Raw genomic sequence first — 24,150 nt, forward strand, 5'->3', positions numbered from 1 at the left:
TTGTAATATAGCAACTTCATTTTTTTATTAATAAGCAAAATAAATAAAATATATTTTGAGGAGGAGTGAGTGTGAATACATATGACATTATAAAAATGGGATTAGATGCAACTAATTTAAGAAGTCAGACAATAGCAAATAATATAGCAAATATAAATACTGAAGGATATAAGAGACATTATGTAACTTTTGAAGAAACATTAAATGATGCTATGCCCAAAATAGAAGAAAAAACAGATAATTCTAAAGGATTAAGAGTGGATGGCAATAATGTAGATATAGAAGAAGAAAAAGTAAACCAAGCAATGACAACATTACAATATAATGCTTTGATAAGTTTTGCAAATGGAAAAATAGCAATGACTAAATCAATAATAAGTGGGAGGTAATTAAAAGGTGAGTGTGTTCAGTGGAATGAGAATATCTGCTAGTGGATTAACAGCAGAAAGCTTGAAAATGGATATCATATCGTCCAATGTAGCTAATATAAATGCCACAAGAGGTCCAAATGGAGAAGCATATAGGAGAAAAGTTGTTTCATTTGAAGAAAACTATGATAATAAATTAGGTATGCTAGGAGTAAAAGTTACATCTGTTGAAGATGATAAATCACCTCTTAAAAAAGTATATGACCCATCTCATCCAGATGCAAAGCCAAATGGATATGTAGAATATCCAAATGTAAATATATTGGTAGAAATGACAGATTTAATAACAGCTTCACGAGCATATGATTCTAACGTAGATACATTGAATGCTCAGAAGTCTATGATATCAAAAGCTTTGGAAATAGGAAAGTAGGGATAAATTATGCCAATTACACAAATTAACAATTTAATGCAAGGTGCAAAGTTAGATAATTTGATTGGAGAAACAAAACCATTAACTCTTAATAAAGAAGAAAAAAAGAATTTTGAAGATGTAATAATAGATACTATAGATAAAGTTAATTTTCAACAAGTGACAGCAGATGATATGAAAGAAAAATTTATAAAAGGCGAAGATGTTTCTATGCATGAAGTTATGTTAATAGGTCAAGAAGCACAGCTATCTATGCAATATTTAATAGAAGTTAGAAATAAGATTCATGATGCATATCAAGAAATGAATAAGGTACAAATTTAGCCTTTTGAACAGGAGTAATAATCAATGATAGCCAGTTTTAAAAATAAGATTAAAGAGCAAGTTGCTAAATCTAGGACAAAGATAAGTTCTCTAAAAAAGGGAACTAAAATAGCATTAGGTATAGGGGTTATTGCTATATGTTTAGCGCTAGTATTTACAGCAATATCTGCGAGCAAAAATAAGTATGCAGTCTTATTTTCAGAACTAGATGTTCAAGATGCTGCAGATATATCAGCAGAATTAGAGTCTAAAAAGATAGATACTAAGGTAAAGGGAAGTACGATTTATGTACCTAGAACAGAAGTTGATAAGTTAAGGCTGGAGTTAGCACCAAGTCTTACAAGTGGTTCTAAAGGATTTGCACTAATGGATGATAGTTCATCAATAGGACTTACTGATGAAGAGTTTCAGATTAAGAAGCAAAGAATGATACAAGGTGAAATAGAAAAAACAATAAAGAGTTTTCCACAAGTGGAAGACACTAGAGTACATATAACATTTGGAGAGTCATCAGTATTTGAGAAGGAGGCTGTTCCAGGGAGTGCAGCAGTTTATTTGATGCTAAAACCAGGGACGACTTTAGAAAAAAACCAAATAAAGTCTGTTATGGCACTTATATCAGGAAGCGTTACAAATATACCAGAGAAAAATGTTCAGGTTATTGATAACAAAATGAATTTATTATCTGAAGGTATTTTGGAGGATGAAAATGTTAATGAAAATAATCAACCAATAAATAGTGGCATTAGTGTTGATAAAAATAAGGCATCTGAACAAGCATTGAATAAACAACTAGAAAAGTCTATTTTAGAAATACTAGAACCAATATTTGGTAAGGGAAAGGTGAAAGCTACAGTAAATGCTGATTTAAGTTTTGATACAGCTGAAAAAACTGAGATAAAAATTGACCCTGATAAAGTTGCAATAAAAGAGACAAGGTCGAAAAATTCATCTAAATCTGCTACAAATAATGTTCAAGGTGTAGATGCTAACATGAATAACCAAGGAAATAACAATGGTACTAATACAGAAGATAGTTTAGATGAGAGTTTTGAGTATGAAACAGGTAAGATTGAAACTCATACTATAGTTGCGCCTGGAGAACTTAATAGATTGACAGCTTCTGTTGCAATAGATGGAAAAATAGCTAAAGGTGTTCAAGCTGATGTAGAGGATATTGTTAATAATGCTATAGGTATGGATGGAGCGAGGGGAGATACTCTTAGCGTTGTTTCAATGGTATTTGACCCAGAAGGTAAGAAAGAGGCTAAACAAGAGCTGGAAGAGATTAAAAAAGAAGGATTTAAAAAGAACATAATAAAAGCAGTTATTGGAGTAGTGGCAGTAGTAGCAATTGGAGCTATTGGATACTTGATATATAAGAAAAGAAGTGAACGAGAAGATATGGATTATGAAGATGAAGATTATATTTCTAAATCTGATTCTGTTGATAGAAAAGATAATCCTCTATTAGGAGATGACCCAGAACTGACATTAGAGGAAGCTGTTAAAATGTATGCAGAAGAAAAGCCAGACCAAGTAACAGAGATAATAAAAACTTGGTTAAATGAGTAAGGGGGATAGAAAGTGTCCACGGAAATTACAAATGTTAATGCGTTTGACTTAAGTGATATAAATGAGAGTGATAAGAAAGAGAAGATAGAAGGTGAGGGTTTAAAAAAAGCTGCTGTATTATTAATGACATTAGGACCAAATGTTTCTAGTGATATAATAAAAAGCTTGCCTGATAAACAAGTTCAAAAAATAGGTTTGGAAATTGCAAATATTTCTTCAATAGCTTCAAAAGAAAGAAGAGAAATCTTAAAAGAGTTTGTAGAAATAAATAGGGCAAAAGATTATGTTATAGAAGGTGGGCTTGAATATGCAAGAGAGTTGTTAAGCAATGCTTTAGGAAATGCCAAAGCAAACAAATTACTTGAAGGTATATCAATAAATACAAGCACAAAGCCTTTTAAACATATTATAAAACTAGATGTAAAGAAAATATTAGAAATACTTAGGAATGAAAGTGCACAAACTATAGCCGTTTTACTTGCACATATGGAGCCAGAAAATGGAGCAGAAGTTTTATCATACTTAGATTTTGATTTACAAAATGAAGTAGCTATGAGGATAAGCTCAATGGGTTCAATATCTCCAGAAGTAATAAAAGTAATTGAAAGTTCATTAGAAGATAAATTACACTCAATGAGTGGTGATGATTTTAAGGATTATGGAGGAGTGTCTACCTTAGTTCAAATATTGATTAATTCTGATAGAAAAACAGAAAAGAATATTTTGGGAACTATTGAAGAACAAGACCCGGATTTAGCAGCTCAAATTAAATCTCATATATTTGTCTTTGAAGATATTGTCAAGTTAGATGATATAAGTATACAAAAAGTGTTAAAAGAAGTGACTATGAAAGATTTAGTATATGCCTTAAAAGGTGTGGATGATGAGATTTCAGATGCTATATATAGAAATCAATCTTCTAGGGCAGCAGAGGCACTTAGAGAAGAAATGGAAATGGTTGGTGTCATAAAAGTTACACAGGTTGAGGCTGCTCAACAAAAGATAGCAAATATAGTAAGAAAACTTGAAAGAGAAGGTGCCATAACTATTGTAAGGAATTTTGGTGGTGACTTTGTTGAATAATAAGATTATTAAAAGTAAAAAAGCATTATATAAAGGAGTGCTAGATTTAACCATAATAGATAAAGTTAGAGTGGGAGAATCAAATGTAAATAAAGAAAATGATTGTAGATTTAGGGATGAGGTAATAAAAGAAGCTATAGAATCTGCTGAGATAAAAAAGAATGAGATATTAGAAGAAGCAAAAATGAATGCACAAAATATAGAAAAGCAAGCATATGAAAAAGGGTATAGTCAAGGTCAAAAAAATGGATATGAAGATGGATATAAAGAGTCATATAATGAATATACCCAAAAAGCTAAAGATGAAGCAGATTTTATAAAAAATCAGGCAGACTTAATACTATTACAAGCTAATGAGAAGATGACTGAGTACATAAAAGAAAAAAATAAAGAGATTGTAAGACTTGCTATTAATATGGCTAGTTCTGTTCTAAAAAAGCATTTCGAAGATGAAGAATCTATGAGTGATTTGTTAAAGCAAATTATTCAAGATTATGAAGGAAGTAGTTCATTTATAGTAAGATGTAATTCTTTCTATAAAGATAATATAGAGAAAGAGTTTGAATTATTCAAAGAAGAAACATCACTAAAATCAAGTGTATTTGTTATTGCAGATGATAGTATAGATAAAGGCAATGCTATCATCCAAAAGGAAAATGGAAGAATAATAGTTGGTATCGATTGTGCTATGGAAAAACTAAAAGAAGAATTGCTTGGTGAATAAAGTATGTATAAAACTGATATATCTATAGATTTTGACAAAATAAATAAGAAAATAGAAAATTTAGAACTCACTATATCAGAAGGTAGAGTCAAAAAGATAATAGGACTTACTGTAGAAGTTGAAGGAATAAAAGCTTTTGTTGGAGAGTTATGTGTTATATACAATCAAGTCAATAAACCAGTGAATTGTGAAGTAGTGGGTTTTAAAGATAAAGAAGTCATATTAATGGCGTTGGGAGAGTTAACATTGATAGCTCCTGGTTGTAAAGTTATTTCTAAGGGGATACCTTTAAGTGTTATGTGTAGCGATAATTTACTAGGCAAAGTACTTGATGGTCTTGGAAATCCTATAGATAACTCAGATGCTGTTTTAGGAGATAGATACAACTTGAACAATGAACCTCCTGATCCAATGAAGAGAAAAAAGATACGAAATATAATGGAAACAGGTGTAAGAGCAATAGATGCATTTACTACTTGTGGTGAAGGACAGAGAATAGGGATATTTGCAGGAAGTGGAGTAGGTAAAAGTACGACTCTAGGTATGATTGCTAGGAATGCAAAAGCAGATGTAAATGTAATTGCCCTTATTGGAGAAAGAGGAAGAGAAGTATTAGATTTTATTGATAAAGATTTAGGTGAAGAGGGAATGAAAAAATCTGTTGTTGTATATGCAACATCAGATAAAGCTCCTTTGGTTAGGCTAAAAGGTGCTCTTACTGCTACTGCAATAGCAGAGTATTTTAGAGACCAGGGCAAAAAAGTAATACTTATGATGGACTCGGTAACTAGATTTGCTATGGCACAAAGAGAAGTTGGTGTAGCAATAGGAGAGCCACCAGCTCAAAAAGGATATACACCATCTGTGTTTGCTATTTTACCAAAACTTATGGAGAGAACAGGGACATCAGATAAAGGTTCTATAACTGCATTTTATACAGTATTAGTTGATGGAGATGACTTTAATGAGCCAATAGCAGATACAACAAGAGGGATACTTGATGGTCATATAGTTTTATCTAGAGACTTGGCAAATAAGAATCATTATCCTTCTATAGATGTATTGAACAGTTTAAGCAGACTTATGAATGAGATTGCTTCAAAAGAAGACATAAAAATAGCATCTTTTGCGAGAGATATGCTTGCTGAGTATAGAGAAGCAGAAGATTTGATAAATATAGGTGCATATGCTTCAGGTACAAACAAAAAAATAGATGAAGCAATCTACTATCATGAGCATATTATTAATTTTTTAAAACAAGGAATAAATGAAAAGAGCTCTTTTAATGAAACTATAAGTAGTTTAAGAGGAATCTTTGAATAAACAATTTAAAAAAATATTTGAATAGGTTGTGATGGAATTGGATAAAAATTTTAAGTTTAGATTACAGAAAGTTTTAGACTTAAAAATAAAAGATGAAGAAGAGATAAAAATGGAATTTGCTAAGATTCAACAAAAAAAAATAGATATAGAAACTAATTTAGAAAACTTAGAAAGTAATTACAGCAAATATTCTATAGGTAAAAATAATGATAGTGTTCAAAATCAAAAAATAACTATTAACTATTTGCTAGCTTTAAACAACTCTATAATGGATTTATCAGAAAAACTGGATAAGTCGACAAATGAACTTGAAAAAGCTAGAAAACAGCTTATAAGCAAACAGATAGAGAGAAAGTCATTAGAAAAATTAAAAGAAAAAAAATATGGACAGTATTATAAAGAAGAACAGTTAAAAGAACAAAGCACTAATGATGAGTTTGCAAGCATGAGTTATTTGAGAAATAGACAAGTTCTATAAAATAGTAGGAAGTGAGGATATTATTGTATGAAGATACAAGCAGATTCTTATAATATTATTAAAGATATTGGGAATAGAAAAAACTCATCTAAGAATAAAAATATAAAAAATGATAAATTTGAAGATAATCTATATAAGACAACAGACCATAAAAAGGTTAAAGATAGAAGAGAAACAAGTAAGCAAAATGTTAGCTCAGATAGACCGGAAAATAGTGATAATGAGTGTCATTTAGATGAAGATAAAAGTAATCACTTAGAAGATGAAAATACATATGAAAAAGATTGTAGTAATAATAATGAAGCTTTGCAGCAATTACTGAATCTTTTAAAAGAGAATTATAAAAAAGATAAAGATATAAACACTATATTGAATAATATAAAAAAACTAAGTATATCAGATGAATTAAAACAAGAACTTAAGCTTAATAAAAATATATTAAATAAGATTGCAAATCAAAATTCAGAGCTAAATAAAGCTAATATAAATAACTCTAATGATATAGAAAATTTAGACATAGTTAAATTAAGAGAACTTTTGGAGGATAATGCTAATAAAGATATTGAAGTAATTACTAAAACTACAGAAAATGATACTAAAAATATAGATTTGTATAGTTTTGATAGCAATAGAATGGATAATCTTAACTCAAATAAACAGAAAGATGATAGCTCTGATATTTTGGAAAAACTAGCAGGGGTAAATGGAAATAAGAGTGGGAATTTTGGACAAGTAATAAATAAAAATGTTGATATGAATAAAATTAAAAATGATAATGTCAATTTAAAACAGATAGAATCAAATGTAATGGATGACTCTATAAAAGCTATTAAGCATATGAAAACAAATGATATACAAGAATTGACAATTAAATTAAGACCAAAAGAATTAGGAGATATGAATATACAATTGTTAAAAGATGGTGAAAGTATGAGAGCTGTTGTGACTGTTTTCAATAAAGATGTCTTTGACTCTATAAATAAAAACATAGCAGATTTAAAGCAACATCTTGAACTTACTAATGTAAATATAAAAGATGTATCAGTGCAAATGCACAGCGATAATACAAATACATCTGATACCTTTGATAAAGCATTTGAACAACAGAATAGACAAAATAACCAAGAAAACATGAGTAAGAAGAATACAAATGATAAGCATAATAATGTAGTCATAGAAGATGACATTAAAGAAAATACTATTGATGATGATAGAGTAGATTTACTAGCTTAGTAAGGGGGAAGTATTGCATGTACGGAATAGCAACGGCTTTGGCAGGAACTCAGGGAAACTATAGGTCAAATAACTTAAGCCAACTTGAAAGAAATATTAATGATATTGCCAATAAACAAGTTAGAAGCAAAGGAAATCAGACAGTAACAGACAATGGGACTCCAATTATAGGACAAGGTGATGATGCTGATAAAGACTTGTTTATGAAGATACTTGTGGCACAGATGGGTAATCAAGACCCAATGAATCCGCAAGACCCAACAGAATATGTGTCACAATTAGCACAGTTTGCAACTTTAGAAAAGATGTCAGCTATGAATGAGAAGCTAGATGTACTTTTAGCCTTAAGTAATTCCACTCTAATAAACTCTGCTTTAAGTATGGCAACATCATTAATTGGTAAAGAAGTAGAAGTATCTGGGGAAGAGAAAGAAGATGAAAACATTGTAGGAGTAGTAAAGTCCACATATATAAAAGATGGGGAAGTACACTTAGAATTAGAAGTAGATGGAAGTGACAAAACTGTAGGTGTTAAATATGAAAAATTACTTAAAATAGGAGAGGTAGATGAAAATTCAGGAGAAGAAAATGATTCTTCAGAACACGAATCTCCAGAAGAAGCATAATATTAAATGAGAAAAGAGGTAAATTCATGATAAAAGCAATGTATTCAGGTGTAAGTGGAATGAAAGCAAATCAAACAAAATTAGATGTAATAGGTAACAATGTAGCCAACGCTGGAACTACTTCTTTTAAGAAAAGTTCAGCTAGAATAACAGATTCATTTTATCAAACTGTACTATATGCAAGTGCTCCAACAGCTGCATTAGGAGGAACAAACTTAGGACAAGTAGGTGTAGGTAGTAAGATATCAAGTATAAATAAAGATATGGTACAAGGAAATGTACAACCAACTAATAGACCATCTGATTTAATGATAGATGGAGATGGATATCTTCCAGTAGTAAGACAAGGAACAGTTATGTATACGAGAGATGGTTCTTTTAATTTAGATACAGGATTTAAAGCAGCTGATGGTGCTTTGAAGAATATTAAAGGTGGAAGACTTGTAAATGGTGATGGATATATGTTACAAGGTATGATTTATGATGGGGAATATAAAGCTGATACTGGAGAATTTGTTAAAAAGGGTGATGCTAAAGGAAAAGAGCCTATTGTAATACCACTTCAAAGTATAAGTCCTAAGGATGGAACAGTTCAAAATGTACTAGAGTATAATATATCAAAGGATGGAACAGTAGAATTTTTATTGAGTGATGGTCAAAGAACTCAATTTGTCTATGATATACCTGATGGTGCTAAGGTAGGAGATACACCTGCTGGAATAGATAAATTAAAAGGTACAATACAAAAAGTGCAAACATATGCATTCCAAAATCCAGCAGGACTAGATGCAGAAGGAGGAAACTTGTTTAAACCATCAGCAAACTCAGGAGACCCACAAATAGCAGGAGCTACAGGCACAATAATACAAGGGGCAATAGAAGCTTCCAATGTAGATATAGCAGAAGAATTTACAGAAATGATAATAGCAAGTAGGTCTTTCCAAGCAAACAGTAAAATAATATCGACATCAGACGAGATACTTCAAGAAATAATAAATCTTAAGAGATAGTAGGTACATATTATGATAAGAGTAACGGATTTAAACGGAAGAAAATACATATTAAATTCAGACCTTATAGTGAGGATTGATTCTGTACCAGAAAGTAGGATTCTCCTTACAACAGGAGAAAAAAACCTTGTAAAAGAGTCGGTAGATGAGATAGTAGATAAAGTAATAAAGTATAAAAGAAAAATAAATGTAGGTTATATTAGGAGCGAAAAATAATGAAAAAAACAGATTCACTGACATTTATTGGACTAATAGTATCTACAGTATTAGTTTTAGTTGGTGCCGCAAAAGGAAGTAGTTCAGGGTTAAAGAATTTTTTTGATGTTTCATCAATATTAATCACAGTGCTTGGTTCATTTGGAGCTCTAATGATTACATTTACTATAGATGATATAAAACTTATAAAAAATGCATTACAATACTCATTTAAGACAATGAGTGTATCAAAGTTAGATTTACTAGAACAATTTAAAACACTTTCTAAAAAAGCTAGAAAAGAAGGTCTTTTATCAATAGAGAGTGATGTAATGGGAATAGAAGATCCATTTATGAAGAAAGGGTTAGAGCTGTGTATTGATGGATTGGAAATCAATGAGATAAGGTCCATCTTAGAACTAGAGATAGATTCTGTTGAAGATACAAATAACAGATACTCTAAACTATTTAAAACTTGGGGAACCTTTGCACCTGCTTTTGGGATGTTGGGAACACTAATAGGTTTAATACAAATGTTAGCTGACCTTACATCTCCAGATTTAATAGCATCTGGCATGGGAAAGGCATTAATTACAACGTTTTATGGTTCTTTACTTGCCAATATCGCTTTGAACCCAATTGCATATAATATAGATGAGAAGACTGAAAAAGAAATTTATGTAAAGGAAATGATGTTGGAAGGTATAATAAGCATACAATCTGGGGAGAGCAGTATAGTAGTTGAGGAACGTTTAGCCACATACCTTTCAAACAATGAGAAGTTAGAAATTATGAAATCCAATAAAAATACAGAAAGAGCAATGAGCAATGGCGCGTAAAAAAAATAAGAAAAAGGATGAGATAAATCCAGATGCATGGCTGGCTACTTATGCAGATACTATAACACTGATTCTTACATTTTTCGTATTATTGTATGCAACATCAGTTGTAGATATGGAAAAATTTAAAAACATAGCAGATGCGTTAAAAGGTCAGTTTTCTGGGACAAGTATATTTAGTACGGGTTCAAGTACAAGTGAGAAATCTCCAATAGACAGTGTTTTAGTGGATAAAAATGATAAATCAAATTTAGAACAGGATTTAAAAGATAAAGTTAATAATTCTAACTTACAAAATAGTGTAACAGTCAAAGATGATAGTAGAGGGATTTTACTAGAGTTAGATGATTCAATTTTATTTGACTCTGGGATTTCTGAGTTAAAAGTAGATAGTAAAGCTACTCTTAATAAAGTATATGACATGATAAAGATGATGAAAAATAAGATAGTTATAGAAGGCCATACTGATAATGTACCTGTAAAATCAAGTACACATGAATCCAATTGGGATTTATCTTCTAGTAGAGCAGTAAGTGTTGTAAGATACTTTGTAGAAGAAAAGGGCATGGACCCTAGACTATTTTCGGCAACAGGATGTGGAGAGTATCAACCTTTGGTTTCAAATGAAACAGCAAAGGGAAGGGCTGAGAATAGAAGAGTTAATATACTTATAACTATTGACTAGGAGGAAGAGGTTTGTTCAAAAATAAAAAAATTATTATAATTATTTTGATACTGATTATTTTCTCAGCGGGAGCAGGTTTTTTTATATTAGGAGAAGGTGGAAATAAACAAGTTGACAAGATTGCAGGTTTGTTTATTCCAACAGGAAAAGGTAAAGATGAAGTAAAGACCGAAAATCTTGACTTAGAAGAGATGGTATTAAAGTTAGCTGATGAAGGTGTAAGATATTTAAAAGTATCAATAACTGTATCTTATGATTCTTCATATAAAGATATAGAAAAAAATACGCCTTTAATTAGGGATAATATTATAAATTGTTTTATGGCAAAAAGGGCAGATGATTTTACTGCTGATAATTTAAAGAACATAAAAGAAGAAATTAAAAATACATTAAATATACAACTAGGTGAAAATGTAATTCAAAATATATATTTCACAAATATAGTAGTGCAATAAAAGGATGGTAAGACATGATACTTTATTTACTAAAAATATTAATATGTATCCCAATAATTTTAATATTGATAGTCTTATCTTTAAAAATTAGCCAAGGAACTTTATTAAAAAAATATAATGATAAATATGTAAAAATACTAGATATTGTAAATATAAGTAAAAACAATAGCATAATAATTTTAAAAATAGGTGAAGAAGGATGCATTATGGCATCTTCTTCTTCTAGCATGAGTAAAATAAAAGATTTGACCAAAGAAGAAGTATTAAAAATAGAAAACGACATTAAAGAAAGAAATTTTAAAATTCAAGATTTTAAAATGGAAAGAATTAAAAAGAAATATGATTTCAGTAGATATATTGGAAAATTTACAAAAAAGGAAGATAAGTAAATGGAACTATTATCAAAATTACCTTTGGCTGATGTACCATATACAAGTTCAATGCAATTGTTTTTATTTCTAACTGCATTAATGTTTTTACCATTTGTAATGTTCATGATGACAAGCTTTGTCAGAATAGTTATAAGTTTATCATTTTTGAAATCAGCATTAGGAGCACAGCAAGCAATTCCAAGTCAAATTTTGGTAGGACTTGCAATAGTATTGACAATATTTATAATGAGACCAGTATTAAATGAGATAAACGAAAAGGCATTACAACCATATATGAAAGAAGAAGTTACTATGGAAGAAGCTATGAAGGAAGCAGAAGGACCTATTAAAGAGTTTTTATTAACACAAACCAGACAGACAGATTTAGATTTATTTGTAGAACAGGCTGGTTTAAAAGAAAAGAAATTAACTCGTGAAAATATACCACTATCTGTTGTAGTTCCAGCATTTGCTATAAGCGAACTAAAAACTGCTTTTCAAATAGGTTTTTTAATATATATACCATTTTTGATAATAGACCTTGTTGTGGCAAGTGTTTTGATGTCTATGGGTATGTTTATGTTGCCTCCAGTCATGATATCATTACCATTTAAGTTATTATTATTTGTAATGGTGGATGGATGGAACTTGATAGTAAAAACATTGATATTGGGATTTGGATAGGAGAAAAATAGTATGAGTGAATTTATGATAATGAGTGTTCTTAAAAATGGCATGTTTACAGGAGCTATGATTGCAGCTCCAGTACTCATTGTTTCTCTTGTAGTTGGGCTTTTAATAAGTGTGTTTCAAGCTACAACTCAAATCCAGGAGCAAACATTGACTTTTGTACCAAAACTAATAGCTATTCTTTTAGTAGTAGCTATCGGTGGAAGCTGGATGTTACATACTCTTATTAGTTTTACTTCTGAGATATTCAATATGATATCTCTTATAACTAAATAAGTAGGATACATATGATTTTTGTATTTATTAGAATAGTAGCATTCTTTGGAACACTAAGAATACTATTTCCAGCTGGTACACCTGCTTTATTTAAGTCACTCTTTGCAATCATTATATCAATATTGATTTCAAGTACTATGCAAATTGAATATGCAACAAATATAGACAACATTGTATTGTTTACCTTATATAGTGTAAATGAGACCATAACTGGGATTATGCTTGGATATATAACCAACCTATGTTTTTATAGTATCAGAATGGCGGGTTCTATGATGGACCAACAGATGGGATTATCAATGATTAATATGTTTGACCCAAATTCAATGACTCAGACAACTTTAATTGATAATCTTATGAACTGGACAGCACTTATGATATTTTTTAACATGGATGGTCATCATGTTTTAATTAGAGGTATAAGGTATAGTTTTGAGTTAATTCCAATAGGAAAACCATTTGTAGATAATAACATAGATTATATAATAAACATATTTGTGCAGTGCTTTTTAACTGGATTCAAAATAGCAATACCTATTGTACTTTGTCTGCTTATGGCAGATTTTATTTTAGGGCTTATATCAAGAAGTGTACCTCAATTAAATGTAATGATAGTTGGTATGCCATTAAAAATATTGGTTGGTATTGCATTATTTATCATATCAATACCTTTAATTGTCAATCAAATAAGTCATTTATTAAGTCAAATACCAAAGATGTATGAGGGAACTTTTGCACTAGCTCCTATGTTTTTTATGGGTTCAGCAGATAAAACAGAAGAAGCTACTCCAAAGAAAAAGGGAGAACAAAGAAAGAAAGGTAATATAGCAAAGAGTAGAGAATTACCCGTTGCAATGACTCTACTTGCATTCACCTTATTAGTACCTACATTATTTTCATATGTAGTAGATACACTTAAATCTTCGCTTAATTATTTTTTGAGTCTAGATTTTTATATGAACATAAATTATTCAAACCTAGAGAAATTAGTTATAGCAGGATTAATGGATTTTTTTAAGATATTTTTACCAATAGCTATTCCCTTTTTAGTTTTAGGCATAATAGCAAACCTATTTCAGGTGGGAATACTGTTTACTGGTGAAACTTTAAAACCAAATTTATCAAAATTAAATCCAATTAGTGGATTCAAAAACATGTTTTCTATGAGAAGTTTGTCAACCTTAATAAAGGATACAGCGATTATATCTATTTTGGCTTACATAGGATATACATTCTTCCAAGATAATTATTTAGATATATTAAAGTTAGGTAACATATACCTACCAACTTTAATGTACACAGTTAAAGACTTAGTATATTCAATATTGAGTAAGATTTGTGTAGCTATGATAGCTATAGCAGTTGCAGATTATGTTTATCAAAGATACAGTCATAAAAAGCAACTGAGAATGACAAAACAAGAAGTTAAAGATGAATATAAAAACTCAGAAGGAGACCCAGAAGTAAAAGCTAAGATAAAACAAAAACAAAGACAAATTTCGTCTCAAAGGACAATGCAAGCAGTACCAAGTGCTACTGTAATAGTAACCAATCCAACCCACTTATCTATAGCAGTGAGATATGAAAAAGGGAAAGACCAAGCTCCAGTAGTGGTGGCAAAAGGTGCAGATTATTTAGCTTTTAAAATAAGGGAAATTGCAAAGGGAAATGACATACCTATAATAGAAAATAAACCTATTGCTAGGTTGTTATATAAGCAAGTAGAAATAGACCAAGAAATTCCAGAGGACATGTATCAAGCTTTTGCAGAGATATTAGTAGCAGTATATAAAATCAAAAATAGATACAAAGTCCCCAAAAGGTAGGATAAGTAATGAATAAGTTTAATTTAAAGGAAAATATGGACGTAATAGTGGCATTTGGTGTTGTAGGGATTGTTCTTATGATGATAGTGCCGTTACCTACATTTATATTAGATATTTTACTGGCAATTAACATAAGTTTATCTGTGCTAATTTTACTAATGACACTATTTACAACAAATGTACTTGATTTATCTATATTTCCAACAGTGTTACTTGTGACAACACTATTTAGATTGGGATTAAATCTTTCATCAACTAGATTGATTTTAACACAGGGATATGCAGGTGAAGTTATAGAGGCATTTGGAAGTTTTGTTGTAGGTGGAAATTACGTAGTAGGAATAATTATATTCTTAATTATATTAATTGTTCAATTTGTTGTTATAACCAATGGTTCTGGAAGAGTATCTGAAGTAACAGCTAGATTTACGTTAGATGCCATGCCAGGTAAGCAGATGAGTATAGATGCAGATTTAAATGCAGGAGTTATAGATGACAAAACTGCTAGAAAAAGAAGAAAAGAGCTTCAGCAAGAAGCAGATTTTTATGGCTCTATGGATGGAGCAAATAAGTTTGTAAAGGGAGATGCCATAGCAGGTCTTATAGTAACAGCAATAAACATAATAGGTGGAATTGTAATAGGAGCTGTAATGCTGAATATGACTCTTATGGGTGCAGCACAGACATATGTAAGACTTACTATAGGGGATGGTCTTGTAAGCCAGATACCTGCTCTATTAATATCTACATCAGCAGGTATAATCGTAACAAGAGCTTCTACTGATGAAAACTTTGGTGGATTAGTAGGTAAACAGTTAACAGCAATACCAAAAGCAGTAATGATGACTGGCTGTGTTCTAATCGTACTTGGTATGATGCCTGGATTACCTAAACCAGCATTTTTTTCACTAGGTATAGGTGCTATAGCAGCAGGTTACTTTTTAGGAAGAGAAAAGAAAGATACTTTAGAAGACTTGGAGTTTGAAAAACCTGATATGGTAAATCCAGATAAAAATGAAGTAGAAGATGTAACAAACTTAATAAATGTAGAATCAATAGAAGTAGAAATTGGATATGGTTTAATATCTTTAGCTGATGAATCAGCAGGAGGAGATTTACTTCAGAGAATAGCATCAATAAGAAGACAATGTGCAATAGACATGGGTATAGTCGTACAACCTATAAGAATAAGAGATAATTTACAGTTAAATCCAAACCAATACAATATAAAAATAAAAGGGAATGTAGTTGGTGGGTATGAGATAATGCCTAATATGGTTTTATGTATGGATCCTATGAATCAAGGATTTAGTATATTTGGAATAAAGACAATTGAGCCTACTTTTGGAATAGAGGCACTTTGGATAGAAAGTGACAAGGTAGAAGATGCAGAGCTAAAGGGTTATACAGTTGTAGATTCATCCACAATACTTATAACTCACTTACTAGATATAATAAAATCAAATGCACACGAATTACTGGGAAGACAAGAAGTTAAGACTATTATAGATGCAGCAAGAGAAAATTATAGTGCTGTAGTAGATGAATTGATACCAGATTTAATGACACTTGGTGAAATTCAAAAAGTACTTAAAAATCTGTTAAGAGAAAAAGTAAATATAAAGGATAGAGTTACAATACTTGAGACACTTGCAGACCAGTCTAGAAATACAAAAGATATAGAGCTTCTTACTGAATATGTAAGAATAGCTTTGGCTAGAAGTATTTGTAATAATTTAGTTGATGAAGATAAGGCAATTGTAGTGGCTACATTGTCTCCAGAAACTGAAGAATTGGTATCTAATAATTTACAAAGGTCTGTAAATGGAACTTATCCAGCAGTTGACCCAGAAAATACAAATAAAATATTTGAGAGTATACAAGAAGTAATGAACAATGTATATTTCAATCATAATATACCAGTAATAGTAGTATCACCAAAGATAAGAGCTCCATTTAGAAAATTAGTTGAAATTGTATATCCTAATTTGACTGTATTATCATTAAATGAAATACCTAACGATATTAAAATCAAAGCAGAAGGTGTGGTGAGCATATATGATGACGAAAAAGTATACAGCTAACACAATTCAAGATGCTATGAATCTAGCCAAAATGGAATTGGGTGACAATATTACATTAATAGATAAAAAAGAGGTAAGAAAATCTGGAATAAGAGGCATTTTTTCAAAGAAAGATATTGAATTGACTATTGGATGGGAAAAGAAAGATAATTTAGAACAAAAAGATTTAAAACGAGAGATAGAACAACTAAAGTCAATTATAAATAATATGGGGTTTGATAATAAAAATGATAATGATATAGATAAAATATGCAAGAATTTACTAAACTTAGATTTAAATCAAGAAATTGTAGAATTTATAAAAGCTGATTTACAAGAAATGAAGTTCAATGGAATTGATACAAGTAAAAATTTAGTAGAAAGTCTAAAGAAAAAGATTAAAATAGAAAATCAAGCAATAAATGGTAAAATTGCTTTAGTTGGACCACCAGGAGTAGGTAAAACGACTACAATAGCAAAGTTGGCTGCCAAATTAGTTTTTGAGGAAAATAAAAAAGTAGGAGTAATAACTATAGATACATACAGGATTGGTGCTGTAGAACAGTTAAAGATATATACTGATATAATGAATATTCCTTTTAAAGGGGTAATAAGCCCTGATGAGATGGAATTGGCACTTGATGCGATGAAAGATTGTGATGTTGTATTAATAGATACAACAGGTAGAGGCTATAAAAACTCTATGCAAATATTAGAAATCAAAAATCTTATAGATAAAGCTGAAACTGATAATATACATTTAGTTTTGAACTGTACAACAAGAGAAAGTGATACAAAAGCAATTATAGATTCATATAGAAATGTGAATTTTAAAAGCTTAATAATTACAAAGTTAGATGAAACAATAACATATGGCTCAATATTTAACATAATGAATTATGCACAAAAACCAATATCATATATTACAACAGGACAAAATGTTCCTGATGATATTATAAAACCTAATGAAGATAAGATTATAAGATTACTATTAGGAGTTGAAAGTATATGATAGACCAAGCTCAAATTTTGAGAAAAATGGCAATGGAAAAAAGAGGTTCTGATGAGATTATAGTAGAGAATGAGAATATGCCTAAGATAATTACAATAGCTTCTGGTAAAGGCGGCGTTGGAAAGAGTAATCTCGCTACAAATTTGTCTATATGCTTAACCAAACTTGATAAAAAAGTTCTTATATTAGATGCAGATATAGGAATGTCTAATATAGATATAATAATGGGGGTAAATGTAAAAGGGACTATAATTGATGTAATTAATGGCGAAAAAAATATAGAAGATATAATTTCACAGACTAAGTATGGTGTAAATGTAATATCTGGAGGTTCTGCCCTTAATCATATAGAAGACTTTACAGAAGCTCAAAGAAATAAGTTTATACATAGCATAGAACAGATTCACAATGTGGATTTTATAATAATTGATACAGGAGCTGGTATGAGCAAAAGCCTATTGTCATTTATATACTGTAGTACTGAATTTTTCTTAATAACAACTCCAGAACCGACATCATTGACTGACGCATATAGTTTATTAAAAGCTATAAGTAATTTTGGCATAAAGAAAAGTGCAAATATAATAATCAATAGGGTAATTGATTTAGAAGAAGCGAAATCTACATACAAAAGAATAAAAATGGTTGTGGACAAATTTCTAAACCTTAATCTGGAATTGTATGGATATATAATAGATGACAAAAAAGTAAGTTTATGTGTAAAAAAACAGATACCATTCATTTTAGAATATCCTACAAGTATTGCATCAAAATGTATTATAGCCATAGCAAAGAGAATGGTAAGTCAGTCAAGAGAAGATATTGTTGATAATAAAAGTTTTCTAAGAAAGATGTTTAGTATATTTAAAAGCTAAGGAGGCGTAGTTAATGAATAGAGAAGAATTAATAAAAGAGAATATGCCTCTTGTAAAGAGTATAGCAAGAAAATTTTTTATACCAGGGAAAGGTTTTGAATATCAAGACTTAGTAAATAGTGGAGTCATTGGATTGATTGATGCAATAAATAAATTTGATGCTGAAAAAGGGGCAAAGTTTTCTAGTTACTCTTATATAAAAATAAAATCTGCTATATTAGATGAAATTAGAAATCAAAGTCCAATTTCTAAACATAATCTAACTAAAGTAAATAAGTATAATAGAGTGGTAGAAAAGTTGCAATCTAAATTATTAAGAGAGCCAACTTCATATGAAATTGCAAAAGAATTAAAGGTTTCAGAAAAAGAACTTCATGATATCGAAAGTAATATAGATATGTTAAATATTGTATCATTAAACTATGTAATCTTTGAAGATACAAATGAAACTGTACAAGATGTAATAAGTGATAGAGAAGAGGAAGCTCCAGAAAATATAATAGAAGAAGAAGAAAAGTTAGAGATTCTATCCAAAGCAATTAGTAATTTAAATGAAAGAGAAAAATTAATACTTTCACTGTACTATTATGAAGATTTAAATCTAAAGGAGATAGGGAAAGTGCTAGGTGTTTCAGAATCAAGAGTTTCACAACTCCACAGAAAATCAATAAGAAACTTAAGAAACAAGATAAAAGAACTTAAATATTCTATATAGATGGTGATTGATAAGATGATACAAATTATATTAATAGTAGTGTCTATTTTAATAATAGTAACTATAGTTATAAATTTACATAAGGAATCAAAAAATAAAGATAACAGATACTTTGATAAAATATTTGAGCAAGAATATGAAGCAAATGATAGATTAATAATTGCAGAAAAAAGAAGATTCTTTTTAGACAAAGTACTTGCTGAAATAAGAAGTAATAATCATATAAAAGTTTATGAAAATTATAACCTAATAAAGGCTAATGAAGAAAGAAAGGAAAACATATTTATAGAATCAAAAAAGGAAGTAAGACAAGAAAATGAGTTATCTCTTAAAGTGAAACATCTTATAAGTTCAGGTTATGATGATGTGGAAATATGTAAGATGCTAGATATTGGAAAGGGGGAACTGTCATTAATAAGGAGTTGTTACAAAATATAAGGATATTATTATGTGATAAAAAAGTATTCTTAGGAATAGGTATTGGTATATTAATATCAACTTTATGTATAATGCTTTTTAGTAATAATGATATGAGTAAGGCAGAGATAGAAAAAAAGGCCAGAGCGTTAGGCATGAAATATACAAGTGAGATGAAAGTCTTAGAATAGATGATACTGTTTAGACATTTACAAAAAAGGAGGTCATAATGTGATAAGAGGATTATATACAGCAGTTTCTGCTATGATAACTAATCAACAAAAGCAAAATGTTGTTGTCAATAACCTAGCTAATATGGATACAAATGGATATAAAAGTAAACAACTTTTGACTAAAAGTTTTGATGAATTAAAGTTGGAAGGTTACAATAACTACGCAAATGGAACTAAACAAAAGCAGATTATAGGCGATATAAGTCCAGGTATTTCTATGGATGAAACTATCACAAATTTTAATCAAGGACCTATAAAAACTACTGATAATAAAATGGATGTAGCTATTCAAGGTAAGGGATTTTTTCTAGTTAGTGATGCAGCTGGAAATCAATTTTACACTAGAAATGGGAACTTCAGAACAGACAATCAAGGTGACCTTATAACAAGTGAAGGGTATTATGTACTTGGGACGAATACTGCTACTGGTGCTGTAGGTCATATAAATGTAGGAAATCAAAAATTTGAAGTGGCAAAAGATAATACAATATCACTAGACGGAAATGCTATGTATAAATTTAATATTGTAGATTTTAATAACTACAATAACTTAAAAAAAGAAGGAGATAACTTATATTCTGGAGGAGGAGCTATGAAAGTAAATAATGCACTTACAATACAAAGTGCGATAGAGTCCTCTAATGTAGATATGGTATCTGAAATTAATAATATGATGACAATATCAAGAGAATATGAGGCAAATCAAAAGATAATTCAGGCTATGGATTCTAAATTAGCAAAAATAGCAAGTGAGATTGGTTCAGTAAGATAGGTAATAGGAGGTGAATTTTTATGTACACAATGTTTTATACTAGTAAAACAGCTTTATCAGCAAATCAAAGTAAACTAGATATAATATCTAACAATATAGCAAATTCTGATTCAACAGGATATAAAAAAATAAATATGGAATATTCTGATTTAGTGGATGAAGTACTAAATAGACCATCATACCCTACAAATGGTAAAGATATATCGACTGGAACAGGAGCTAAGGCAACAGCTCCCATGAGAAATTATGAACAAGGTGCATTGGCTCCTACAGATAGTAAGAGTAATTTGGCGATAGATGGAGAAGGATTCTTTAGAGTGATAAGAAAAGATGGTACATATGCATATACAAGAAATGGTGGATTTAATGTAGATGCTTTAGGTAAGATTGTAGATGATAATGGAAATATATTAGATGTCCAATTTGATGCAGGATATAACTATAATAATACAAATATAGATAGTACAAACCTGACAGTTTCAAGAAATGGAGAGCTATTCGTAGATAATAAAAAAATAGGAAAAATCAACTTATATCAACCTATAGGAACTCAAAATTTTATATCTGAAGGAGATAGTTTATTCGTCGCAACTGATGCAGCACAGATTAAACAAGTTGAGAAAGTCGATATAGTTCAAGGCTATAGAGAGAGGTCAAATGTTTCTTTACAAGAAGAATTTGTTGACTTAATAGCCACTCAAAGAGCATTTCAAATGAACTCAAAGGGAATAAAGACAGCAGATGAAATGTGGCAAATAGCGAATAATTTAAGAGCTAAATAATTATGTAAGGTGAGGAATATTCATGAATGATATGAAAGAGTACGATTTTGGCAAACCTCAGAGTTATTCAAGAGAAAATTTAACTTGTTTAAATTTTTTATTAGCTGAATTTTGTAAAAAATATAAAAACTATATAATTTATGAACTTAAGTGTAATTCTAGTATGGTTGTTGATAGTATAGACCAAGTAAATTATCAGACTTTTTTAGATAGAGTAACTTCTTCGTGCGTAGTAGTACAAAATGCAATGGAACCTGTTATGAAAAACTTTTCTTTTAGAATAGATAGAAGTGTAGCTGATATGTGGATTGATATAACTTCTGGAGGAACTGGAGTTGTAAAGGATAATGATAGAGAGCTTACAGAACTTGATAAAAAAGTGCTTTTACACCTTATGGATGATTTAGTAAGAAATATGCACTTATTTGAGGGTTTTGAAAATATACAAGTATTGGATACACATACACATATTAATTTACCACAATTATGTTCTCCAACTGCACCAGTATGCGTTGTAGATTTAAAAGTGCTAAATGATAATGAGTATATTGGAAGTGTTTCTCTTTGTTTTCCATACAATGGTTTAGAAGCTCTGTTAGAAAGTATATCTGTTATAGAATTTTTTGATAATGATATAGGAGATGATTCAGAGGAATTTACCAAAAAAATATATAATAGTGTATCTAATATAGAATTATCGGTTATTGCAGAGATAGGAAAAGTATCAATTAATGTTGAAGACTTACTTAAACTAGAAGTTGGAGATGTAATAGTAACAAATAAAAAAATAAATGATTATATAGATATATTTGTAGAAAATTCAAAATCATATACAGCAACACCAGGATTTATATCAAGTAAAAAAGGTGTAAAAATAAATGATGCTGTTGGAAAAGAGGTGTAGTTATGGACAATAGTAATCTTATTTCAGATGAAGAAGCAAAGATGCTATTAAATGATAAAGTTGAAAGTGAAGTTGATGGAGATGATGAGTTAGCCTTAGATGTGTCTGAAGTTAATCGAAATAATATACAAAGGATACTTGACCTTAAGTTAGAATTATCTGTGGTTATAGGAAGAACTAAGATGACTCTAAGAGATATTTTAAACCTACATAAAGGTTCTCTTATTGAACTGGATACTTTAGCAGACCAAGATGTGGAAATACTAATAGATAATAAAGTGTTGGCTTATGGAAAAGTAGTGGTGGTAGATTTAAATTTTGGTGTAAAGATAACAAGTATAGTAAGTGAAGAAGATATGGTAAAATCTCTTGTTTAGAGATAACATCAATTAATACTTAAGGCATGAGGTGGTACTTATTTTAAACTTAAATGATATAAAAAAAGATATATTAAAACTCAATAAAAAAGACTCATGTTCTCTATATAATGAATCTATTAATAATATAAATAATAATTGTATATCGAGTGGATTGAAATTTTTAAAACAAGCAAGAGATTTAAACCCAGATGATGTTGATATATTAAATCTCACAGGTCTTGTAAATTTACTAAAATGTAATTTTGATGAGGCTGTAGAAAGTTTCTATAAGAGTTCACTTTGTGAAAAAACTGCTCTGTGTGAAAAGTATATAAACATGCTTACATCTGAGGAGTTTTTAATTTTCTTTGAAAGGTACAATCAACTCATAAGGTTAATAAACAGAGGAATGTATAAAGAAGCTATACAAGGGTTTAAACTTATAACTGAGCAATACTGTGATTTAATAGAACCTTATGAATTGCTTGCCTTACTGTATGACAAGGAAGAAGAATATATAAAATTTGATGAATGTTTAGAAGTATTGAAGATTATTGATAAGGAAAATTATTTATTAAATCAAGAAAATAACACATTAGATATGTATAATAGTGCTAATATACAAACTAAAAGTAATATAAAAGTAGATGATTATAAGAATGAGTTCTTACATAAAAGTAGTAGTAACCATAAAATTAATGATTATAATGATGTAACTAAAGAAAAGAGTTCAAGCAAAAACCAGAAAAGTTCAGATTCTAATAAGAAAAAAAGTATTAAAAAAAATAAATACCTATATATAGCCATAATATTAGGAATATTATTAGTAGGACAAAGTATATATAGTTCTTATAAGATGAATAATTTAACTGATAAAATATCTAAAAATAATGAAACCAAAAATGAAGAGTCAATAGATTCTAACTTGACTAAGAAAGAAAATAATATAGAAGAAAATGAAGATATGAGTAAGGCTTCTAATATAAATAAGAGTAATAAAAACATTAATAAAGAGGATGATGTAAAATCTAAAAAAAATACTGTAGAAAATGAAGATGATAAAGATTCTGACTTATTTACAGAGGATGAATTGATGTCTAAGGCGAATACTTTAAAATCAGAAAAGAAAACTAAATCTTCTATACAACTATATAAGAAAGTTGCAGATATAGGTGAAAATAAAGGGAATACATCTGAAGCAACTTATCAAGTTGCTATTCTAAGTGAAAAGTTAAAAGACTATAAAACTGCTGAAGAATATTATAAAATGTATGTAGAAAATTACTCAGAAAAAGATGCTTATTTTGATGAATCTTATTATAATTTAGGTATGATGTACTATAACAATGGTGATTTAAAAAATTCTAAATTGACATTAAAGAAGTTGGTTAATAAGGTACCAAATAGTATGTATAATAATTCAAAAGTAAAAGAAATTTTAAAAGAAGAATAGTTAAATTAGATAAGAAAAATAAATTATTTTATTTTAAAATAATATGATTAT

Annotated in this window: 29 protein-coding genes; all 29 read left to right on the plus strand. The window is 29.5% G+C overall.

The genetic code is table 11. From position 1 onward, the window contains the following. Window positions 1-71: 71 nt before the first annotated feature. Entirely contained in the window at window positions 72-389 is a 318-nt protein-coding gene (gene flgB / locus CDIF1296T_RS02225; RefSeq protein ID WP_009895332.1) for a flagellar basal body rod protein FlgB, read from the plus strand. Between the two features lie 7 nt (window positions 390-396). Further along, a complete protein-coding gene (flgC, locus tag CDIF1296T_RS02230; protein ID WP_009895333.1) occupies window positions 397-801 on the plus strand; it encodes a flagellar basal body rod protein FlgC in 405 nt (134 codons plus the stop codon). 9 nt (window positions 802-810) lie between these two features. After that, window positions 811-1,125 (plus strand): flagellar hook-basal body complex protein FliE, encoded by a 315-nt coding sequence (gene fliE, locus CDIF1296T_RS02235; RefSeq protein ID WP_009895334.1) that lies wholly within the window; start codon window positions 811-813, stop codon window positions 1,123-1,125. 24 nt (window positions 1,126-1,149) lie between these two features. Next, window positions 1,150-2,700: a flagellar basal-body MS-ring/collar protein FliF gene (gene fliF / locus CDIF1296T_RS02240; RefSeq protein ID WP_009895335.1), complete on the plus strand. Its 1,551-nt coding sequence runs from the start codon at window positions 1,150-1,152 to the stop codon at window positions 2,698-2,700. Between the two features lie 12 nt (window positions 2,701-2,712). Then, on the plus strand, window positions 2,713-3,783 hold the full coding sequence (fliG, locus tag CDIF1296T_RS02245) for a flagellar motor switch protein FliG (RefSeq protein ID WP_009895336.1): 1,071 nt from the start codon (window positions 2,713-2,715) through the stop codon (window positions 3,781-3,783). Beyond that, complete coding sequence (locus tag CDIF1296T_RS02250) at window positions 3,767-4,507, plus strand: FliH/SctL family protein (RefSeq protein ID WP_225722701.1); 741 nt, start codon at window positions 3,767-3,769, stop codon at window positions 4,505-4,507. Before fliG ends, CDIF1296T_RS02250 begins: the two co-directional genes overlap by 17 nt. A 3-nt stretch (window positions 4,508-4,510) precedes the next feature. Next, window positions 4,511-5,830, plus strand: coding sequence for a flagellar protein export ATPase FliI (fliI, locus tag CDIF1296T_RS02255; protein WP_009895338.1), 1,320 nt, complete (start codon window positions 4,511-4,513; stop codon window positions 5,828-5,830). 31 nt (window positions 5,831-5,861) lie between these two features. After that, a complete protein-coding gene (gene fliJ, locus CDIF1296T_RS02260; RefSeq protein WP_020397802.1) occupies window positions 5,862-6,308 on the plus strand; it encodes a flagellar export protein FliJ in 447 nt (148 codons plus the stop codon). A 27-nt stretch (window positions 6,309-6,335) separates the two neighbouring features. Continuing rightward, window positions 6,336-7,541 carry a flagellar hook-length control protein FliK gene (locus CDIF1296T_RS02265; protein WP_009895340.1) on the plus strand — a complete coding sequence of 402 codons (1,206 nt, stop codon included), beginning with the start codon at window positions 6,336-6,338 and terminating at the stop codon, window positions 7,539-7,541. A 17-nt stretch (window positions 7,542-7,558) separates the two neighbouring features. Then, window positions 7,559-8,167: a flagellar hook assembly protein FlgD gene (locus CDIF1296T_RS02270; RefSeq protein ID WP_009895341.1), complete on the plus strand. Its 609-nt coding sequence runs from the start codon at window positions 7,559-7,561 to the stop codon at window positions 8,165-8,167. Window positions 8,168-8,193: 26 nt separating this feature from the next. Continuing rightward, window positions 8,194-9,177: a flagellar hook-basal body complex protein gene (locus tag CDIF1296T_RS02275; RefSeq protein WP_003435994.1), complete on the plus strand. Its 984-nt coding sequence runs from the start codon at window positions 8,194-8,196 to the stop codon at window positions 9,175-9,177. Window positions 9,178-9,189: 12 nt separating this feature from the next. Beyond that, window positions 9,190-9,393, plus strand: coding sequence for a flagellar FlbD family protein (locus CDIF1296T_RS02280; protein ID WP_003425222.1), 204 nt, complete (start codon window positions 9,190-9,192; stop codon window positions 9,391-9,393). After that, entirely contained in the window at window positions 9,393-10,211 is an 819-nt protein-coding gene (locus tag CDIF1296T_RS02285; RefSeq protein ID WP_003425220.1) for a motility protein A, read from the plus strand. Before CDIF1296T_RS02280 ends, CDIF1296T_RS02285 begins: the two co-directional genes overlap by 1 nt. Then, complete coding sequence (locus CDIF1296T_RS02290) at window positions 10,201-10,896, plus strand: OmpA family protein (RefSeq protein WP_003435983.1); 696 nt, start codon at window positions 10,201-10,203, stop codon at window positions 10,894-10,896. Before CDIF1296T_RS02285 ends, CDIF1296T_RS02290 begins: the two co-directional genes overlap by 11 nt. An 11-nt stretch (window positions 10,897-10,907) precedes the next feature. Then, window positions 10,908-11,351 carry a flagellar basal body-associated FliL family protein gene (locus tag CDIF1296T_RS02295; protein WP_003435981.1) on the plus strand — a complete coding sequence of 148 codons (444 nt, stop codon included), beginning with the start codon at window positions 10,908-10,910 and terminating at the stop codon, window positions 11,349-11,351. Window positions 11,352-11,365: 14 nt separating this feature from the next. Continuing rightward, complete coding sequence (locus tag CDIF1296T_RS02300; protein ID WP_009895342.1) at window positions 11,366-11,740, plus strand: flagellar biosynthesis protein FliZ; 375 nt, start codon at window positions 11,366-11,368, stop codon at window positions 11,738-11,740. Continuing rightward, window positions 11,741-12,406 (plus strand): flagellar type III secretion system pore protein FliP, encoded by a 666-nt coding sequence (fliP, locus tag CDIF1296T_RS02305; protein ID WP_003435977.1) that lies wholly within the window; start codon window positions 11,741-11,743, stop codon window positions 12,404-12,406. A gap of 12 nt (window positions 12,407-12,418) precedes the next feature. Next, window positions 12,419-12,688, plus strand: a complete 270-nt coding sequence (gene fliQ / locus CDIF1296T_RS02310; RefSeq protein WP_003435976.1) for a flagellar biosynthesis protein FliQ — start codon at window positions 12,419-12,421, stop codon at window positions 12,686-12,688. A gap of 11 nt (window positions 12,689-12,699) precedes the next feature. Continuing rightward, window positions 12,700-14,514 carry a fused FliR family export protein/FlhB family type III secretion system protein gene (locus tag CDIF1296T_RS02315; RefSeq protein WP_018112702.1) on the plus strand — a complete coding sequence of 605 codons (1,815 nt, stop codon included), beginning with the start codon at window positions 12,700-12,702 and terminating at the stop codon, window positions 14,512-14,514. Window positions 14,515-14,522: 8 nt separating this feature from the next. Next, window positions 14,523-16,598 (plus strand): flagellar biosynthesis protein FlhA, encoded by a 2,076-nt coding sequence (flhA, locus tag CDIF1296T_RS02320; RefSeq protein ID WP_009895344.1) that lies wholly within the window; start codon window positions 14,523-14,525, stop codon window positions 16,596-16,598. Further along, window positions 16,573-17,589 carry a flagellar biosynthesis protein FlhF gene (gene flhF / locus CDIF1296T_RS02325; RefSeq protein ID WP_009895345.1) on the plus strand — a complete coding sequence of 339 codons (1,017 nt, stop codon included), beginning with the start codon at window positions 16,573-16,575 and terminating at the stop codon, window positions 17,587-17,589. Before flhA ends, flhF begins: the two co-directional genes overlap by 26 nt. Next, window positions 17,586-18,464 carry a MinD/ParA family protein gene (locus CDIF1296T_RS02330; RefSeq protein ID WP_009895347.1) on the plus strand — a complete coding sequence of 293 codons (879 nt, stop codon included), beginning with the start codon at window positions 17,586-17,588 and terminating at the stop codon, window positions 18,462-18,464. Before flhF ends, CDIF1296T_RS02330 begins: the two co-directional genes overlap by 4 nt. A gap of 13 nt (window positions 18,465-18,477) precedes the next feature. Further along, window positions 18,478-19,179, plus strand: a complete 702-nt coding sequence (locus CDIF1296T_RS02335; RefSeq protein WP_003435969.1) for a sigma-70 family RNA polymerase sigma factor — start codon at window positions 18,478-18,480, stop codon at window positions 19,177-19,179. Between the two features lie 15 nt (window positions 19,180-19,194). Next, the gene (locus CDIF1296T_RS02340; protein WP_009888101.1) at window positions 19,195-19,617 is read left to right on the plus strand and encodes a hypothetical protein; all 423 of its coding nucleotides are present in this window, start codon (window positions 19,195-19,197) and stop codon (window positions 19,615-19,617) included. Window positions 19,618-19,827: 210 nt separating this feature from the next. Continuing rightward, window positions 19,828-20,601, plus strand: coding sequence for a flagellar basal-body rod protein FlgG (locus tag CDIF1296T_RS02350; protein ID WP_003435967.1), 774 nt, complete (start codon window positions 19,828-19,830; stop codon window positions 20,599-20,601). A 20-nt stretch (window positions 20,602-20,621) separates the two neighbouring features. Beyond that, window positions 20,622-21,383, plus strand: coding sequence for a flagellar basal-body rod protein FlgG (locus CDIF1296T_RS02355; RefSeq protein WP_009895351.1), 762 nt, complete (start codon window positions 20,622-20,624; stop codon window positions 21,381-21,383). A gap of 22 nt (window positions 21,384-21,405) precedes the next feature. Next, entirely contained in the window at window positions 21,406-22,287 is an 882-nt protein-coding gene (locus CDIF1296T_RS02360) for a FliM/FliN family flagellar motor switch protein (RefSeq protein ID WP_009895353.1), read from the plus strand. 2 nt (window positions 22,288-22,289) lie between these two features. Continuing rightward, complete coding sequence (locus CDIF1296T_RS02365) at window positions 22,290-22,664, plus strand: FliM/FliN family flagellar motor switch protein (RefSeq protein ID WP_003425190.1); 375 nt, start codon at window positions 22,290-22,292, stop codon at window positions 22,662-22,664. A 31-nt stretch (window positions 22,665-22,695) separates the two neighbouring features. Next, complete coding sequence (locus tag CDIF1296T_RS02370; RefSeq protein WP_009895355.1) at window positions 22,696-24,099, plus strand: tetratricopeptide repeat protein; 1,404 nt, start codon at window positions 22,696-22,698, stop codon at window positions 24,097-24,099. Window positions 24,100-24,150 lie beyond the last annotated feature (51 nt).

This window comes from Clostridioides difficile ATCC 9689 = DSM 1296, from assembly GCF_001077535.1.
GTDB lineage: Bacteria > Bacillota > Clostridia > Peptostreptococcales > Peptostreptococcaceae > Clostridioides > Clostridioides difficile.

Excerpts from the sequence above, each read along its gene's own strand:
- CDIF1296T_RS02280 (WP_003425222.1), top strand. The coding sequence starts at position 9,190 with ATGATAAGAGTAACGGATTTAAACGGAAGAAAATACATATTAAATTCA.
- CDIF1296T_RS02290 (WP_003435983.1), top strand. The coding sequence starts at position 10,201 with ATGGCGCGTAAAAAAAATAAGAAAAAGGATGAGATAAATCCAGATGCA.
- fliE (WP_009895334.1), top strand. The coding sequence starts at position 811 with ATGCCAATTACACAAATTAACAATTTAATGCAAGGTGCAAAGTTAGAT.
- CDIF1296T_RS02340 (WP_009888101.1), top strand. The coding sequence starts at position 19,195 with ATGATACAAATTATATTAATAGTAGTGTCTATTTTAATAATAGTAACT.
- CDIF1296T_RS02275 (WP_003435994.1), top strand. The coding sequence starts at position 8,194 with ATGATAAAAGCAATGTATTCAGGTGTAAGTGGAATGAAAGCAAATCAA.
- CDIF1296T_RS02285 (WP_003425220.1), top strand. The coding sequence starts at position 9,393 with ATGAAAAAAACAGATTCACTGACATTTATTGGACTAATAGTATCTACA.
- CDIF1296T_RS02335 (WP_003435969.1), top strand. The coding sequence starts at position 18,478 with ATGAATAGAGAAGAATTAATAAAAGAGAATATGCCTCTTGTAAAGAGT.
- CDIF1296T_RS02265 (WP_009895340.1), top strand. The coding sequence starts at position 6,336 with ATGAAGATACAAGCAGATTCTTATAATATTATTAAAGATATTGGGAAT.
- CDIF1296T_RS02315 (WP_018112702.1), top strand. The coding sequence starts at position 12,700 with ATGATTTTTGTATTTATTAGAATAGTAGCATTCTTTGGAACACTAAGA.
- fliJ (WP_020397802.1), top strand. The coding sequence starts at position 5,862 with ATGGAATTGGATAAAAATTTTAAGTTTAGATTACAGAAAGTTTTAGAC.
- CDIF1296T_RS02365 (WP_003425190.1), top strand. The coding sequence starts at position 22,290 with ATGGACAATAGTAATCTTATTTCAGATGAAGAAGCAAAGATGCTATTA.
- fliF (WP_009895335.1), top strand. The coding sequence starts at position 1,150 with ATGATAGCCAGTTTTAAAAATAAGATTAAAGAGCAAGTTGCTAAATCT.
- fliQ (WP_003435976.1), top strand. The coding sequence starts at position 12,419 with ATGAGTGAATTTATGATAATGAGTGTTCTTAAAAATGGCATGTTTACA.
- fliP (WP_003435977.1), top strand. The coding sequence starts at position 11,741 with ATGGAACTATTATCAAAATTACCTTTGGCTGATGTACCATATACAAGT.
- CDIF1296T_RS02300 (WP_009895342.1), top strand. The coding sequence starts at position 11,366 with ATGATACTTTATTTACTAAAAATATTAATATGTATCCCAATAATTTTA.
- flhA (WP_009895344.1), top strand. The coding sequence starts at position 14,523 with ATGAATAAGTTTAATTTAAAGGAAAATATGGACGTAATAGTGGCATTT.
- fliI (WP_009895338.1), top strand. The coding sequence starts at position 4,511 with ATGTATAAAACTGATATATCTATAGATTTTGACAAAATAAATAAGAAA.
- CDIF1296T_RS02360 (WP_009895353.1), top strand. The coding sequence starts at position 21,406 with ATGAATGATATGAAAGAGTACGATTTTGGCAAACCTCAGAGTTATTCA.
- flhF (WP_009895345.1), top strand. The coding sequence starts at position 16,573 with ATGATGACGAAAAAGTATACAGCTAACACAATTCAAGATGCTATGAAT.
- CDIF1296T_RS02330 (WP_009895347.1), top strand. The coding sequence starts at position 17,586 with ATGATAGACCAAGCTCAAATTTTGAGAAAAATGGCAATGGAAAAAAGA.
- CDIF1296T_RS02355 (WP_009895351.1), top strand. The coding sequence starts at position 20,622 with ATGTACACAATGTTTTATACTAGTAAAACAGCTTTATCAGCAAATCAA.
- CDIF1296T_RS02270 (WP_009895341.1), top strand. The coding sequence starts at position 7,559 with ATGTACGGAATAGCAACGGCTTTGGCAGGAACTCAGGGAAACTATAGG.